Below are 13,339 nucleotides of genomic sequence, written 5' to 3' on the forward strand. Positions count from 1 at the left end.
AGGTCAAGCCAGGCAAGGCGGTGGAGTGCGGATAAATAGTTGAAATCGGCATGGGCGGCTAGCTTAGCGGATGCAAGCGGTTGCGCCCAGACGCCAGTGGCTAAACCTTGGCCGCCACCGGGACGGACTTGCTGCGCGGGCGCAGTTGAGCGGCGGCCATGGCCGGGTCGGTGACGCCGCTTTCCGCGCGCATGCCAGCGGCCAGGAACGGCACCATCAGGCGCATCACCTGCTCGATGGAGGTGTTGACGCCGAAATCGGTCTCGGCGATGGCGCGCAAGGCTTTGATCCCGGACATGCTGAACGCAGCAGCACCGAGCATGAAGTGCACGCGCCAGAACAATTCGATAGGGGGAATACGCGGGGCCGCCTCGTTCACCAGCAACATGTAGCGACGGAATACTTTGCCGTACATATCTTCGAGGTAACGTCGCAAATGGCCCTGGCTCTGACTGAACGCCAGGCCCAGCAGGCGCATGAAGATCGACAGGTCGTTGCCGCTGCGCGGCTGTACCACCAGGGCTTGCTCGACGAGGATTTCCAGCAGGTCTTCCAGGCTCGGCTTATTCTCAGGCTTGGCCTGGCGCCGCTCCAGCTCACGGTCGAGGCTGATGCAGAATGGCCCCAGGAAGCGCGAGAAGACCGCCTGAATCAGGGCTTTTTTCGAGCCGAAATGATAGTTCACTGCTGCCAGGTTGACCCCGGCCTTGCTGGTGATAAGCCGCAATGAAGTTTCAGCAAATCCTTTTTCCGCGAACAACTGCTCGGCAGCATCGAGAATGCGTTCAACGGTTTCCGACTGGGCCATGGCTACTCCGCCTGACAAACACTTGTTTGAAACATACGTTTCACCTTGTGCAATGTCAAGCCTGCAGGTCCGTTTTCCGGCCGGTCAGTCACCCGATTCGCACCTATTTAATCACATCTTCCATCGCCTGTAGGCAGCGCTGTCTCCAGGCTTTGCAGGGCCCGACGGATGACCGTCCGGCGGAGTCGGCAAAAACGATGATTGCCAAGCGCAGTTCACTGTATATAATCCCAGTCACTGTATAAAAAGACAGAGCGATCAACATGCTAAAACTGACGCCACGCCAAGCTGAGATTCTCGCTTTTATCAAGCGCTGCCTCGACGACAACGGCTATCCGCCGACCCGGGCAGAAATCGCCCTGGAGCTGGGGTTCAAATCCCCCAATGCTGCCGAAGAACACCTGAAGGCCCTTGCCCGCAAGGGTGCGATCGAAATGACCCCGGGTGCGTCCCGCGGTATTCGTATCCCTGGCTTCGAAGCCAAGGCTGACGAATCGACACTGCCGATCATCGGCCGGGTCGCTGCCGGTGCGCCGATTCTGGCACAACAGCACGTCGAAGAGTCCTGCAACATCAACCCGACCTTCTTCCATCCTCGCGCCGACTATCTGTTGCGGGTCCATGGCATGAGCATGAAGGACGTGGGCATCTTCGACGGCGACCTGCTGGCCGTGCACACCACCCGCGAAGCGCGTAACGGCCAGATCGTCGTGGCCCGCATTGGCGATGAAGTAACGGTCAAGCGCTTCAAGCGCGAAGGCAGCAAAGTCTGGCTGCTGGCAGAAAACCCTGAGTTTTCGCCGATTGAAGTCAACCTGAAGGATCAGGACCTGGTGATCGAAGGCTTGAGTGTCGGCGTAATTCGCCGCTAACGGAGGCATCATGCAGTTCCCACACGCGCAACAACATACACAACTGCCGCTGTTTGAGGCCTTTCTGGCCCAGCCACTTGCACCTATCCTCAGCGAGGCGGTGGAGTCCCCATGGACCGCCCCCGCCGAACCGGAGGTCTTCAGTGAATTGTCGTTGCGCGGCGCTGCCGGGAACTGCCTGAGCTTGCTGGCGCCGATCCTGCGTGAACTGAGCGAGGAACAGGACGCCCGCTGGCTGACCCTGATCGCCCCACCCTCCAGCCTGACCCAAGCCTGGCTGCGGGATGCAGGCCTGAACCGCGAGCGCATCCTGCTGCTGCAACCACGCGGTGCCCAGAGCGCCCAGCAACTGACCTGCGAGGCATTGCGCCTGGGGCGTAGCCACACCGTCGTCAGCTGGCTGAACCCGCTGGGCGCTTCGGCCAAGCAGCAGTTGATCAGCGCAGCGCGCACAGGCGATGCACAAAGTTTGAATATTCGATTGGGATAAACCCGAGACTGGCGCGCAACGCGTTCTCGGGAGTGGCACAGGTCGTCCGATTGCAGCCTGACGTCAGGTCAGTGCCTGCGATGGACGCAAGGCTTCTACAGAATTGAGAAGCCGATTGAACATTTGAATCTTAAAAAACGCCAAACGGACTCAGTGAAGAACCCGTGGACCGTCGTCTTTTTCAGGTTCGCCTTCAGCCAGGCGCCCCGCCATCTGCACACCCACGCTCAACATGGCTTTTGCCACTTCCACATGCTGGCCTTGCAGGAACGCCTTGGCGTCCTCGGAAAAATCCAAAGTCACCAGAGAACCCTCGTCCTCAGCCCTGCGCAGCTCAATTCGGCCGTCGGGCAATTCAACAATTTCCAGAAAGGACGTTGGCATAAAAATCTGTTCTCCAGGATAGCCCGGCATTATATCAGGCATGAGGGCTGCATCGCTCGGTATCTGAGGCAGCTTGCCGTGCGGCTTGATGAATGGTCAAAGGCCTGCCGAGTACACCCGGCTCAGCACTCGTTCAATCCATCCCGAAAGCGGATCGCCAGCTTCTTCAGCTCCTGGCGCCAACTCTCCAGTTCGGCCCGGCTCAGTGGCTCCGGCCCTTCTTCTTCCAGGCTGACCGCAACGATCAGCGGCTGGGTCACATCGCCCTTGGGCTTGTGCGGCACACGCGGCGGCTGGAACATCGCCGAATGCGCAGCCAACAAGCGTGCCAGCCAACTGTCGGGGCTGCGGGCCATTTCCACCAATTCAGCCAACTCAGGAATAGCCAGCGACTCCTGCACCTCACGGGTCAGGATATCCTCGGCCCGTGGCGCATTCGCCTGGGGCAAACGATAGAAGCCGGCAATTTCATGACACAGGCCCAGCAAGGCCCCGTACAGGTGAAACAACGCCGACTCTCGCCCCGCCTGGACCAGCGCGATAGCGTTCATCTCCTTTCCTTCCTCGGCGCGGCCAAGGGCTTCCAGGGACAAACCCGCGAAGTAAATTTTCTGGTTGGTACGGGTATAGAGTTCGTTGGCCATGACGGCAGTCTCCACAACGACATAGATGTGATGCTGGCTGAACAGTGTCAAGGATGAGACAAGTCCACTGCAAGCGCAAACCAAAAGGCCGCCTGTGAAGGCGGCCTTTACTTCAACGCAGGTGCTGGATCAAGCGCCCTGGCGCTTATCCTCGACCTTCCACTTGCCACCGTCGTAGAAGGCTTTCCAGCCCGTAGGCTTGCCGTCCACTTCGGTCTGCACGTACTGCTCCTTGGTCTTGCGGCTGTAGCGGATCACGGCCGGGCGACCGTCGGGATCCTTCTTCGGCGCTTCGCACAGGAAGTGGTACTTCGGATCGATTTCATCCTTGTGCGGCACGATCTCCAGCACCAGCGGCGCACGGGTCTCGCGGTTTTTCGGGAACTGGCTGGCGGCCAGGAACAAGCCCGAAGCGCCGTCACGCAGGATATAGGTGTCGTTGACCTTCTCGCATTTGAGCTCGGGCATCTTCACCGGGTCCATCTTCGGCGGCGCCGCGTCACCGCTTTTCAGCAGTTTGCGGGTGTTCTTGCAGGTCGGGTTGGTGCAACCGAAGAACTTGCCGAAACGACCGGTCTTGAGCTGCATCTCGCTGCCGCACTTGTCGCATTCCAGGCTCGGGCCTTCATAGCCCTTGATGCGATAGGTGCCTTCTTCGATCTCGTAGCCGTTGCAATCGGGGTTGTTACCGCAGATGTGCAGCTTGTGCTTCTCGTCCAGCAGGTAGGCGTCCATAGCCGTGCTGCAGATCGGGCAACGGTGCTTGCCACGCAGCACCAGCGACTCGGATTCACCCTCGTCATCGGCAGCGATTTCATCACCTGGCACCAGGTTGACGGTGGCCTTGCAGCGCTCTTTGGGCGGCAGGCTGTAGCCCGAGCAACCCAGGAACACACCGGTCGACGCGGTACGGATCTGCATTGGACGACCGCAGGTGGTGCACGGAATATCCGTCATCACCGGCTGGTTGGCACGCATGCCGTTTTCCGGGCTCTCGGCTACTTCGAGTTTTTTCTTGAAGTCGCCATAGAACTCGTCGAGTACATTTTTCCAGTCGCGCTCGCCCTGGGCCACGTCATCGAGATTCTCTTCCATGCCGGCAGTAAAGCCGTAGTCCATCAGGTTGGAGAAGCTCTCGGACAGACGCTCAGTAACGATATCGCCCATCTTTTCCGAATAGAAACGACGGTTGTGCAAGGCAACGTAGCCACGGTCCTGGATCGTGGAAATGATCGCCGCATAGGTCGAAGGACGACCGATACCGCGTTTTTCCATTTCCTTGACCAGGCTGGCTTCCGAATAACGGGGTGGTGGCTTGGTGAAGTGCTGGCTCGGATCGAGTTTGATCAGCTTCAGCGCATCGCCCTGGGCCATGTCTGGCAGCACATCGTCATCACCCGGCTTGGCGATTTGCGGCATCACGCGGGTATAGCCGTCGAACTTGAGGATCCGGCCCTTGGCACGCAGCTCGAAGTCCCCGGCACCCACTGTGACGGTGGTGGACAGGTATTGCGCCGGCAGCATCTGGCACGCCAGGAACTGGCGCCAGATCAGCTCGTAGAGGCGCTCAGCGTCGCGCTCCATACCGGTCAGCTTGCTTGGCTCGGTATTGGCGTCGGACGGACGAATCGCTTCGTGAGCCTCTTGTGCGCCTTCCTTGCTGCTGTAGACGTTTGGCTTCTCCGGCAGGTACTTCTTGCCGAACTCGCTTTCAATATAAGTACGCGCCATCGCCACCGCGTCCACCGACAGGTTGGTGGAGTCAGTACGCATATAAGTGATGTAGCCCGCTTCGTACAGACGCTGGGCCATCATCATCGTCTTCTTCACGCCAAAGCCCAGGCGGTTGCTCGCGGCCTGTTGCAGGGTGGAGGTGATGAACGGCGCCGACGGCTTGCTGCTGGTGGGCTTGTCTTCACGCTTGACGATGCTGTAGCTGGAAGTCTTGAGCTTGTCCAGCGCGGCCATGGCCTGGGCTTCGTTGAGCGGCTTGAAGGCCTCGCCTTTCTCGCGGGCCACTTCAAAGCGCACGTTATTGCCCTTGGCGGTACCGAGGTCCGCGTGGACTTCCCAGTACTCTTCAGGGTTGAACGCACGAATCTCGCGCTCACGCTCCACCACCAGCTTGACCGCTACCGATTGCACACGGCCAGCGGACAGGCCGCGGGCGATCTTCGCCCACAGCAGTGGCGAGACCATGTAGCCGACGACGCGGTCGAGGAAGCGCCGCGCCTGTTGGGCATTGACGCGGTCAATGTCCAACTCGCCCGGCTTGGAGAAGGCTTCCTGGATCGCCTTCTTGGTGATTTCGTTGAACACCACGCGCTTATAGCGGCTGTCATCCCCACCGATGGCTTCGCGCAGGTGCCAGGCAATGGCTTCCCCTTCGCGGTCCAAGTCCGTCGCGAGATAGATGGTGTCAGCATCCTTGGCGAGCCGGCGCAGCTCCTCGATCACCTTTTCCTTGCCCGGAAGGATTTCGTACTTGGCCTTCCAGCCATGATCCGGGTCCACACCCATGCGCGAGACCAGCTGCTTGCGCGCCTTCTCTTTAGGCGAGAGCACCGGACCTTCGCCCGCAGCCGCCTTGCCGCGCTTGGCAGCAGGCTCCTTGCTGGCGCTAGCCGAACCGCTGGTGGGCAGGTCTCGGATATGGCCGATACTCGACTTCACCACGTACTCGTTACCCAAGTACTTGTTGATGGTCTTGGCCTTAGCCGGGGATTCCACAATGACCAGCGATTTGCCCATGGATCGGAAAATTCCTGAATTCGAGAAGAGAAAGGCGGTTGGCGCCTGACGCGGCAACGCTATATATAGTGGCAACACAGTGAGGTCAAGCGCAGCATTGCGCGCAACCCGCCGTTATTGCCCTGAAAAAAGACTGGGTTCGACCTGCACCAAAGCAAAGCGCGGGACCTGCTTGCCGTCAACCTCGACGGTCTCCAGGAACATGCTCAAGGGACGCACCCAAAAGCCGTAATCGCCATACAGTGCTTGGTAGAACACCACTTCTTCCTCGGTCTCGGAGTGCCGTGCCACATTAAAAACGCGGTACTTGGGACCTTTATAATGCTGGTAGAGCCCTGGTTCGACTTTCATGCTCTGACCCTCTTACAAAATTTATTAAAAAAAAATTAAAAATTCCAAAAAACAAAAACCGGGGCACTGGGCCCCGGCTTCCGTCAACCCAACGCTTAGACGCGTTCGAAGACGGTGGAAATGCCTTGTCCGAGACCAATGCACATGGTTGCAACCCCCAGGTTGCCGCCATTTTGCTTCATCACGTTAAGCAAGGTGCCGGAGATACGTGCACCGGAGCAACCGAATGGGTGGCCCAGGGCAATCGCACCGCCGTGCAGGTTAACCTTCTCGTTCATCTTGTCGAGTACTTTCAAATCTTTCAGCACTGGCAAGGCCTGTGCGGCGAAAGCTTCGTTGAGCTCGAAGAAGTCGATGTCGGAGATGCTCAGACCTGCGCGCTTCAAGGCTTTTTGTGTGGCCGGTACTGGACCATAGCCCATGATCGCCGGGTCCACACCCGCTACGGCCATGGAACGGATCACCGCCAGAGGCTGGATCCCCAGGTCCTGGGCACGCTGAGCCGACATCACGATCATGCACGAAGCACCATCAGTGATCTGCGACGACGTACCGGCTGTCACGGTGCCGCCCTTTGGATTGAACGCCGGCTTCAAGGCCGCCAGGCTTTCCAGGGTGGTGTCCGGACGAATGGTTTCGTCGTAGTCGAACAGTTTCAGGAAACCGTTCTCGTCGTAGCCGTTCATCGGGATGATTTCATCCTTGAACTTGCCTTCCACAGTCGCCTTGTGGGCCAACTGGTGGGAGCGCAAGCCAAAGGCGTCCTGGGCTTCACGGGTGATGCCATGCATCTTGCCGAGCATTTCCGCAGTCAGGCCCATCATGCCCGAGGCTTTCGCCGCGTACAGCGACATGTGCGGGTTAGGATCGACACCGTGCATCATGCTGACGTGACCCATGTGCTCCACGCCACCGACCACGAACACATCACCGTTGCCGGTCATGATCGCCTGGGCAGCCGTGTGCAGCGCGCTCATCGACGAGCCACACAGGCGGCTGACGGTCTGGCCGGCCGCAGTGTGCGGGATCTGCGTCATCAAGGAGGCCATGCGCGCGATGTTCCAGCCCTGCTCCAGGGTCTGGTTGACGCAGCCCCAGATCACGTCCTCGACCTCGTTCGGGTCGACCTTGACGTTACGCTCCAGCAACTTGCTGATCAGGTGCGCCGACATATCTTCGGCACGGGTGTTGCGGTGCATGCCGCCCTTGGAGCGGCCCATCGGAGTACGACCGAAGTCGACAATCACGACGTCTCTTGGATTCAAGCTCATAAATATTCTCGCTCTAGTCGTCTGGGCACTTAACCGAAGAAGCTCTGGCCATTCTTGGCCATCTCGCGCAGCTTCGCAGTCGGGTGGTACAGCGGGCCCAGATCAGCGTACTGATCAGCCAGGGCAACGAACTCGGCCACACCGATCGAGTCGATGTAACGCAGCGCACCGCCACGGAATGGAGGGAAACCAATACCGTACACCAGGCCCATATCGGCTTCGGCGGCGGTTTCGACGATGCCGTCTTCCAGGCAACGTACGGTTTCCAGGCACAGGGCGATCATCATCCAGTTGATGATGTCTTCGTCAGACACCTCACGCTGCTCGTAGACGATGGGTGCCAGCACTTCGTGAACCGATGGGTCGGCAACTTTCTTCTGCTTGCCCTTCTTGTCGGTCTCGTAGGCGTAGAAGCCCTTGCCATTCTTCTGGCCCAGGCGCTTGGCTTCGTAGAGTGCATCGACAGCCGAACGACGGTCGTCCTTCATGCGGTCCGGGAAGCCTTCAGCCATGACGTCGCGACCGTGGTGGCCGGTGTCGATGCCGACCACGTCCATCAGGTACGCCGGGCCCATGGGCCAGCCGAATTTTTCCATGACCTTGTCGATACGCACAAAGTCCACGCCAGCGCTGACCAGCTTGGCGAAACCGCCGAAGTACGGGAACAGCACGCGGTTGACCAAGAAGCCCGGGCAGTCGTTGACCACGATCGGGTTCTTGCCCATTTTCTTGGCGTAGGCAACGGTGGTGGCAACAGCCAGCTCGCTGGACTTCTCGCCACGGATCACTTCTACCAGCGGCATCATGTGCACCGGGTTGAAGAAGTGCATGCCGACGAAGTTTTCCGGACGCTTGAGGGCCTTGGCCAGCAAGGTGATGGAAATGGTCGAGGTGTTGGACGCCAGGATCGTGTCTTCTTTGACCTGGGCTTCGACTTCAGCCAGTACCGCCTGCTTGACCTTCGGGTTCTCGACAACCGCTTCGACCACCAGGTCGACGTGGCCGAAATCACCGTAGGACAGCGTAGGACGAATGCCGTTAAGCACTTCAGCCATTTTCGCAGCGGTCATGCGACCTTTATCAACGCGGCCGACCAGCAGCTTGGCAGCTTCCGCCAGGCCTTGCTCGATACCGTGCTCGTTGATGTCTTTCATCAGGATCGGCGTGCCTTTGGACGCCGACTGATAGGCAATACCACCGCCCATGATCCCGGCGCCGAGTACGGCAGCCTGTTTCACGTCTTTGGCGATTTCGTCGTAGGCCTTGGCTTTTTTCTTCAGTTCCTGATCGTTCAGGAACAGGCCGATCAAGCTCTGCGCAGCAGAAGTCTTGGCCAGCTTGACGAAGCCGGCAGCTTCGATTTCCAGGGCCTTGTCGCGACCGAAGTTCGCGGCTTTCTGGATGGTCTTGATCGCTTCGACCGGCGCCGGGTAGTTAGGGCCCGCTTGACCGGCCACGAAACCCTTGGCGGTTTCGAACGACATCATTTGTTCGATGGCGTTGAGCTTGAGTTTTTCCAGCTTAGGCTGACGCTTGGCCTTGTAGTCAAATTCGCCGCTGATGGCGCCCTTGATCAGGTTCAGTGCCGCTTCTGCGAGTTTTTCCGGAGCAACCACAGCATCGACGGCGCCGACTTTCAGCGCGTCTTCAGCACGGTTTTCCTTGCCGGCGGCGATCCACTCGATGGCGTTGTCGGCACCAATGATACGCGGCAGGCGCACGGTACCGCCGAAACCCGGGTAGATACCCAGCTTGACTTCCGGCAGGCCGATTTTCGCGCTGGAAGCCATGACGCGGAAGTCCGCAGCCAGGCACATTTCCAGACCGCCGCCCAGAGCGATGCCATTGATCGCGGCAACGGTCGGCACGTTGAGGTCTTCGAAATCGCTGAAAATCTTGTTGGCTTCGAGGTTGCCAGCCACAAGCTCGGCATCGGGCAGCTTGAAGTTGTCGACGAATTCGGTGATGTCAGCGCCGACGATAAACACGTCCTTGCCGCTGGAGACGATCACACCTTTGATCGATGCATCAGCCTTGATGGTGTCTACGGCCTGACGCAGTTCGTTCAGGGTTAGACGGTTGAACTTGTTGACGGACTCACCCTTGAGGTCGAATTTCAATTCGACGATGCCACTTTCAAGAGCCTTAACCGTGATGGCTTTACCTTCGTAAATCATCAACTGATCTCCACGATATGGAAGCTGAACAGTACACATCGGACGCTGGCCCCTGGTCGGGCATTGATCATTTCGTCAATGCTCACGCCAACGCGCCAGGCACACCCGCCAATGCGATAGTCGGGATTATGTATGAGATGCCTGACAGACAAACACTCAATTCATACGCCCGTTTGATTTGGGTACGCCACCTTCAGCCAAATTCCGACAATTGTCAATCGCCCGAAAGCGCTGTAAAAACGCGACTTTTCAGTCATTTCATAACCGCCAAGGCGAATCAATGCGCAGGTATTCACCTGATCAATAATCCAAAAGAGCCAGCAAAGGCCTGTACAGCGGCGGATATCCGGCTAGGCTAGCCGCATGTGGGAACGCCGGCGCGAATGCGCGGCGCGATGAAACGCAGAATGACCGGCCTGCCTGGCCAACTCCAGCCCGATGATGATGTCGGGCTTTTTATTGCCTCAGGCCAGGGCCTTGAGTAACGCACTGATGGCCTGCAAGTCACTGGACTCGCCCTTCTCGCCCCAGTACAGGGCGATCATCTGCTTGTCCGCCTCCACTTTGAAGACATTGGCCGGCAGCGTTGCAAAATGCGGCAACAACTTCTCGTCCACGCAGATTTCCTGCCATTGGTTGACCCACACACCTGGCTCCTGCTGCCAGTAAACCCACAGCGCGGGTTTGCTGCCGCGCCGTGGCCGACAGTACTGCGCACAGGGGCTGGGCGGCTCCTGCTTGAGCCAGTGCGGCCATTCCTGGGGCGACAGTTGCATCGCCAGGCCGATGCGTCGCGCCTCCATGCGCAGGGCCATGCGCCCGCTCTGGTGGCGCGAGGGCCGCAGCCATGCCAGAGGGCTCAAGACCACTAGAAGGATTGACACCACTATCCAGACCGTCATATGTGTACTCCCGAATTTCTAGATGAGCGGATTTGACCCCATCCGCTTGAAAGCAGCCATACTGAACTTATTGCAGTCCCCTGGAGGAACGCCTCATGACTTACCAACATATTCTGGTCGCCGTGGATCTGACCGAAGAGTGCGATCCGGTGATCAAGCGCGCCGTGGCCATTGCCGGCGATACCGTGAAGCTGTCGCTGGTGCATATCGTCGAACCCATGGCCATGGCCTTTGGCGGCGACGTACCGATGGACCTTTCGCAACTGCAACAGCAGCAGTTCGACCAGGCCAAGGAGCGCCTGGACCGACTGATTGCCAAATATCCCGCACTGAAAAAAGACCAAAGCCACCTGACTTACGGCCAGCCACGCCAGGAAATCCATCATCTGGCCAAGGAACAGAACTGCGACCTGATCGTGGTCGGCAGCCATGGTCGCCACGGCTTGGCGTTGCTGCTGGGCTCGACCGCCAACGACGTATTGCACGGCGCACCGTGCGACGTACTGGCAGTGAAGCTGGTAAAAAGCTCGTAAGAGCACTGCACATCAGATGTAGGAGCTGGCTTACCTGCGATAGCAGCCTGTCAGCTGATACATCGGGTGGCTGGCAGACCGCTATCGCCGGCAAGCCAGCTCCTACCTGTTGAAGTGCATTTCATATAAAAAAACCGGTACTCGTAAGAGCACCGGTTTTTTATTGCCGCTGAATCAATCAGGCATCCAGCTCGGCCCAACGCTCAACCAAGACTTCCAGCTCCTGGTTCAGCTTCTCCAGGGACTCGATGACCTTGGCCGTTTCTGCCGCCGGACGCAGGTAGAAGCCCGCGTCAGCCATGTCGGCCTCCACTGCAGCAATCTGCTTTTCCTTGGCTTCGATCTCACCCGGCAGGGCTTCGAGCTCACGCTGCAGCTTGTAGCTGAGCTTCTTCTTGGCAGCCGGCGCGGCTTCCTGAACCGGCGCAACAGCAGCCGGTGCAACCACAGCAGAGTTCAAGTCGGCCTTGCCAGACTTGCTCTCGGTCACGCCCAGCAGGCGCGGCGAGCCGCCCTGGCGCAGCCAGTCCTGGTAACCACCGACGTATTCGCGCACCTTGCCTTCACCTTCGAAGACCAGAGTGCTGGTGACCACGTTGTCGAGGAATGCCCGGTCGTGGCTGACCATCAGTACGGTACCGTTGAAGGTCAGCAGGACCTCTTCCAGCAACTCCAGCGTTTCCACGTCGAGGTCGTTGGTTGGTTCGTCGAGCACCAGCAGGTTGGCCGGTTTGCTGAACAACTTGGCCAGCAGCAGACGCGCACGCTCGCCGCCAGACAACGCCTTGACCGGCGTGCGCGCACGTTGCGGGCTGAACAGGAAGTCGCCCAGGTAGCTCAACACGTGGCGGCTCTGGCCGTCGATGTCGATAAAGTCGCGGCCTTCGGCGACGTTGTCGATCACGGTCTTTTCCAGGTCCAACTGGTGGCGCAACTGGTCGAAGTAGGCCACGTCGATGCGCGTCCCCTCTTCCACGGTGCCGCTGGTCGGTTGCAGACCGCTGAGCATCAGCTTGAGCAGGGTGGTCTTGCCGGTACCGTTGGCACCCAGCAGGCCGATGCGGTCGCCGCGCTGCAGGACCATGGAGAAGTCTTTGATCAGGAACGGGCCATCCGGGTGATGGAAGCTGACGTTCTCCAGGACCATCACCTGCTTGCCCGACTTGTCGGCGGTATCGAGCTGGATATTGGCCTTGCCGGTGCGCTCGCGACGTTCGCTGCGTTCCACACGCAAGGCTTTCAGGGCCCGTACACGGCCTTCGTTACGGGTGCGGCGGGCCTTGATGCCCTGGCGGATCCACACTTCTTCCTGGGCCAGCTTCTTGTCGAACAGCGCGTTGGCGGTTTCTTCAGCGGCCAGGGTGGCTTCCTTGTGCACCAGGAAGCTGGCGTAGTCGCCGTTCCAGTCGATCAGGCCGCCGCGATCCAGCTCGAGGATGCGCGTGGCGAGGTTCTGCAGGAAAGAACGGTCGTGCGTGATGAACAGCACGGCGCCCTGGAAGTCTTTGAGGGCCTCTTCAAGCCAGGCAATCGCGCCGATATCCAGGTGGTTGGTTGGTTCGTCGAGCAGCAGCAGATCCGGCTCGGAAACCAGAGCCTGGGCCAGCAGCACACGGCGACGCCAGCCGCCGGACAACTCGGCGAGGGTCTTGTCGGCCGGCAGTTGCAGGCGGCTCAGGGTGCTGTCGACCAATTGCTGCAAGCGCCAGCCATCACGGGCTTCGAGGTCTTGCTGGACGTGCATCAGTTTGTCCAGGTCGGCATCGGTGACGCAGTTCTGCGCCAGGTGATGGTATTCGGCAAGCAATGCGCCCACACCGTCGAGGCCTTCGGCAACCACGTCGAACACGGTCCGTTCGTCGGCCACCGGCAATTCTTGCGGCAATTCGCCGATCTTCAGGCCCGGGGCGCGCCACACGGAGCCGTCATCGGGCTTCTGGTCGCCTTTTACCAGCTTCATCATGCTGGACTTGCCGGTGCCGTTGCGGCCGATGATGCACACCCGCTCACCACGGGCGATCTGCCAGGACACCTTGTCCAACAACGGCATAGCGCCGAAAGCAAGGGACACATCGCTGAATTTGAGCAGGGTCATACGCTTCTCCAAAAACTGGGCGCGCATTCTACCTGAGTTGGGGGGTGAAGCGGCCGGCATT

General features: G+C 59.3%; 13 protein-coding genes. 4 read left to right on the plus strand and 9 right to left on the minus strand.

Going from position 1 to position 13,339, the window contains the following annotated elements; all coding sequences use genetic code 11:
• Positions 1-100: 100 nt before the first annotated feature.
• A complete protein-coding gene (locus PSH73_RS17950; RefSeq protein WP_057438524.1) occupies positions 101-808 on the minus strand; it encodes a TetR/AcrR family transcriptional regulator in 708 nt (235 codons plus the stop codon).
• Positions 809-1,071: 263 nt separating this feature from the next.
• On the opposite strand from PSH73_RS17950, the gene lexA reads away from it, so the two are divergent.
• Entirely contained in the window at positions 1,072-1,680 is a 609-nt protein-coding gene (gene lexA, locus PSH73_RS17955; protein WP_029300096.1) for a transcriptional repressor LexA, read from the plus strand.
• A 10-nt stretch (positions 1,681-1,690) separates the two neighbouring features.
• Positions 1,691-2,170, plus strand: coding sequence for an SOS-induced cell division inhibitor SulA (gene sulA, locus PSH73_RS17960; protein ID WP_057438523.1), 480 nt, complete (start codon positions 1,691-1,693; stop codon positions 2,168-2,170).
• Positions 2,171-2,320: 150 nt separating this feature from the next.
• On the opposite strand, the gene PSH73_RS17965 is transcribed toward sulA, so the two are convergent.
• The 6 genes from PSH73_RS17965 to fadB form a co-directional block, all read right to left on the minus strand.
• Positions 2,321-2,554, minus strand: a complete 234-nt coding sequence (locus PSH73_RS17965) for a hypothetical protein (protein ID WP_026136850.1) — start codon at positions 2,552-2,554, stop codon at positions 2,321-2,323.
• A gap of 122 nt (positions 2,555-2,676) precedes the next feature.
• A complete protein-coding gene (locus PSH73_RS17970; protein ID WP_057438522.1) occupies positions 2,677-3,198 on the minus strand; it encodes a DUF6586 family protein in 522 nt (173 codons plus the stop codon).
• A 129-nt stretch (positions 3,199-3,327) separates the two neighbouring features.
• Positions 3,328-5,949 carry a type I DNA topoisomerase gene (topA, locus tag PSH73_RS17975; protein ID WP_057960299.1) on the minus strand — a complete coding sequence of 874 codons (2,622 nt, stop codon included), beginning with the start codon at positions 5,947-5,949 and terminating at the stop codon, positions 3,328-3,330.
• Positions 5,950-6,063: 114 nt separating this feature from the next.
• Complete coding sequence (locus PSH73_RS17980) at positions 6,064-6,300, minus strand: DUF1653 domain-containing protein (RefSeq protein WP_029300088.1); 237 nt, start codon at positions 6,298-6,300, stop codon at positions 6,064-6,066.
• A gap of 95 nt (positions 6,301-6,395) precedes the next feature.
• Positions 6,396-7,571, minus strand: coding sequence for an acetyl-CoA C-acyltransferase FadA (gene fadA / locus PSH73_RS17985; protein WP_005786153.1), 1,176 nt, complete (start codon positions 7,569-7,571; stop codon positions 6,396-6,398).
• Between the two features lie 29 nt (positions 7,572-7,600).
• On the minus strand, positions 7,601-9,748 hold the full coding sequence (gene fadB / locus PSH73_RS17990) for a fatty acid oxidation complex subunit alpha FadB (RefSeq protein WP_057438519.1): 2,148 nt from the start codon (positions 9,746-9,748) through the stop codon (positions 7,601-7,603).
• A 17-nt stretch (positions 9,749-9,765) separates the two neighbouring features.
• Here fadB and PSH73_RS17995 point away from each other — a divergent pair, with 17 nt between their 5' ends.
• Entirely contained in the window at positions 9,766-10,107 is a 342-nt protein-coding gene (locus PSH73_RS17995) for a hypothetical protein (RefSeq protein ID WP_157717225.1), read from the plus strand.
• 105 nt (positions 10,108-10,212) lie between these two features.
• Here PSH73_RS17995 and PSH73_RS18000 read toward each other — a convergent pair whose 3' ends face one another.
• Complete coding sequence (locus PSH73_RS18000; protein ID WP_057438518.1) at positions 10,213-10,650, minus strand: hypothetical protein; 438 nt, start codon at positions 10,648-10,650, stop codon at positions 10,213-10,215.
• A gap of 95 nt (positions 10,651-10,745) precedes the next feature.
• Between PSH73_RS18000 and PSH73_RS18005 the strand changes: the two genes are divergently transcribed.
• On the plus strand, positions 10,746-11,183 hold the full coding sequence (locus PSH73_RS18005; protein WP_057438517.1) for a universal stress protein: 438 nt from the start codon (positions 10,746-10,748) through the stop codon (positions 11,181-11,183).
• A gap of 178 nt (positions 11,184-11,361) precedes the next feature.
• On the opposite strand, the gene PSH73_RS18010 is transcribed toward PSH73_RS18005, so the two are convergent.
• Positions 11,362-13,278: an ATP-binding cassette domain-containing protein gene (locus PSH73_RS18010; protein ID WP_057960300.1), complete on the minus strand. Its 1,917-nt coding sequence runs from the start codon at positions 13,276-13,278 to the stop codon at positions 11,362-11,364.
• Between the last annotated feature and the right edge of the window lie 61 nt (positions 13,279-13,339).

Origin of the sequence: Pseudomonas sp. FP2294, assembly GCF_030687625.1 — a bacterium.
Taxonomy (GTDB): domain Bacteria; phylum Pseudomonadota; class Gammaproteobacteria; order Pseudomonadales; family Pseudomonadaceae; genus Aquipseudomonas; species Aquipseudomonas shahriarae.

Bases quoted from the DNA above. Each gene is read 5' to 3' on its own strand.
- PSH73_RS17950 (WP_057438524.1), bottom strand. From the start codon at position 808: ATGGCCCAGTCGGAAACCGTTGAACGCATTCTCGATGCTGCCGAGCAG.
- lexA (WP_029300096.1), top strand. From the start codon at position 1,072: ATGCTAAAACTGACGCCACGCCAAGCTGAGATTCTCGCTTTTATCAAG.
- sulA (WP_057438523.1), top strand. From the start codon at position 1,691: ATGCAGTTCCCACACGCGCAACAACATACACAACTGCCGCTGTTTGAG.
- PSH73_RS17965 (WP_026136850.1), bottom strand. From the start codon at position 2,554: ATGCCAACGTCCTTTCTGGAAATTGTTGAATTGCCCGACGGCCGAATT.
- PSH73_RS17970 (WP_057438522.1), bottom strand. From the start codon at position 3,198: ATGGCCAACGAACTCTATACCCGTACCAACCAGAAAATTTACTTCGCG.
- topA (WP_057960299.1), bottom strand. From the start codon at position 5,949: ATGGGCAAATCGCTGGTCATTGTGGAATCCCCGGCTAAGGCCAAGACC.
- PSH73_RS17980 (WP_029300088.1), bottom strand. From the start codon at position 6,300: ATGAAAGTCGAACCAGGGCTCTACCAGCATTATAAAGGTCCCAAGTAC.
- fadA (WP_005786153.1), bottom strand. From the start codon at position 7,571: ATGAGCTTGAATCCAAGAGACGTCGTGATTGTCGACTTCGGTCGTACT.
- fadB (WP_057438519.1), bottom strand. From the start codon at position 9,748: ATGATTTACGAAGGTAAAGCCATCACGGTTAAGGCTCTTGAAAGTGGC.
- PSH73_RS17995 (WP_157717225.1), top strand. From the start codon at position 9,766: ATGGAAGCTGAACAGTACACATCGGACGCTGGCCCCTGGTCGGGCATT.
- PSH73_RS18000 (WP_057438518.1), bottom strand. From the start codon at position 10,650: ATGACGGTCTGGATAGTGGTGTCAATCCTTCTAGTGGTCTTGAGCCCT.
- PSH73_RS18005 (WP_057438517.1), top strand. From the start codon at position 10,746: ATGACTTACCAACATATTCTGGTCGCCGTGGATCTGACCGAAGAGTGC.
- PSH73_RS18010 (WP_057960300.1), bottom strand. From the start codon at position 13,278: ATGACCCTGCTCAAATTCAGCGATGTGTCCCTTGCTTTCGGCGCTATG.